The 984-nt window shown below is 63.0% G+C and carries 2 protein-coding genes and 1 pseudogene; 2 read left to right on the top strand and 1 reads right to left on the bottom strand.

Annotation, left to right across the window (positions count from 1 at the left end; genetic code table 11):
* Positions 1-22: 22 nt before the first annotated feature.
* Positions 23-193, bottom strand: coding sequence for a heavy-metal-associated domain-containing protein (locus tag AHiyo1_RS19695; RefSeq protein ID WP_253257484.1), 171 nt, complete (start codon positions 191-193; stop codon positions 23-25).
* 217 nt (positions 194-410) lie between these two features.
* Here AHiyo1_RS19695 and AHiyo1_RS28375 point away from each other — a divergent pair.
* Both AHiyo1_RS28375 and AHiyo1_RS27335 read left to right on the top strand, forming a co-directional pair.
* Positions 411-728 (top strand): annotated as a pseudogene (locus tag AHiyo1_RS28375) (FAD-dependent oxidoreductase); the annotation flags it as partial.
* 41 nt (positions 729-769) lie between these two features.
* Positions 770-984 (top strand): FAD-dependent oxidoreductase (locus AHiyo1_RS27335; protein ID WP_253257483.1); only part of this gene is annotated, 215 nt, incomplete at its 3' end.

The following is a 984-nucleotide window of genomic DNA, read 5'->3' as shown; positions in this document are numbered from 1 at the left end:
CCTGCTTCATCCACGGCGGCGATCACCGCGCGTCGTCAGCCGGGTCACCGGAGCCGGTGTCGACCATGAGCCGGCCGGTCGTGGCGCTAACGTCGATCCGCTCGACGCCAGGGATCTGCCCGACCTCGTTGCGGATCGAGATCTCGCAGTGCCCGCAGGTCATTCCAGTGACCTGGTATTCGGTGGTGCTCATCAGTAGATCCTTTCGTCTTTGGCATCTGCCTCGATACATACCCCTAGATGGTACTTCGTGAAATAACGTATACCCTACGGGGGTATAGATACAAGAGTCCGCAGATTTACTGGCGAAAGTAGTCGGTACACCCCCTAATCCGGATAAGAAGAGGGTATCGTCTCGTTAACAGGTACCCGGTAGGGGTATTCTGATACTCGTTGAAGGAAGTGGTGTAGTGAAGCGGGAGGCGAAGCCAAGCGTCCTCATCGGGCGCGCTTGCGCCCAGGAACTGCGCACGCGCGGATTCACAGGCAGGATCGAAATGGTCGACGCCGAGCCGGGCGGTGCGATCAACCGCACGCTGCTGGACAAGGCGCTGCTTCCGGGATTGCTCACGCGAGAGCAGATAGCCCTCCCGGCGGTCGAAGGGGTGCCGGTGACGTCGGGCGAAGCCATTGCCGTTGACCTCGGCACGAACACGGTCGAGCTTAGCGATGGCCGGCGTCTGAGTGCTGACGCGGTGCTGATCGCATCGGGGGCCAGTCCTCGGAACCTGGATGGCATCGACGTCGCCCCGGAGGTCCATTGCATCGGATGCACACCGCCGATGAGGCGGATGCGCTCCGTGACTCGATCCCACAGGCCGATGGCCGACGGATCGCTGTGGTCGGCGCGGGCTTTATCGGCACCGAGCTTGCCAGCCACTATGTTGCCGCCGGCGCCGAGGTAGTGCTCGTAGGCCGGTCGTCCATGCCCTTGGTCGGCGCTCTCGGCGCCGAGATCTCCCCTCGGCTGGCCACCATGCAGCG

The sequence above is a fragment of the Arthrobacter sp. Hiyo1 genome (assembly GCF_001263615.2).
Classification (GTDB): Bacteria; Actinomycetota; Actinomycetes; order Actinomycetales; family Micrococcaceae; genus Arthrobacter.
Note: the sequence above shows the minus strand (reverse complement) of the source record. Positions and strands in the feature narration are given on the sequence as shown.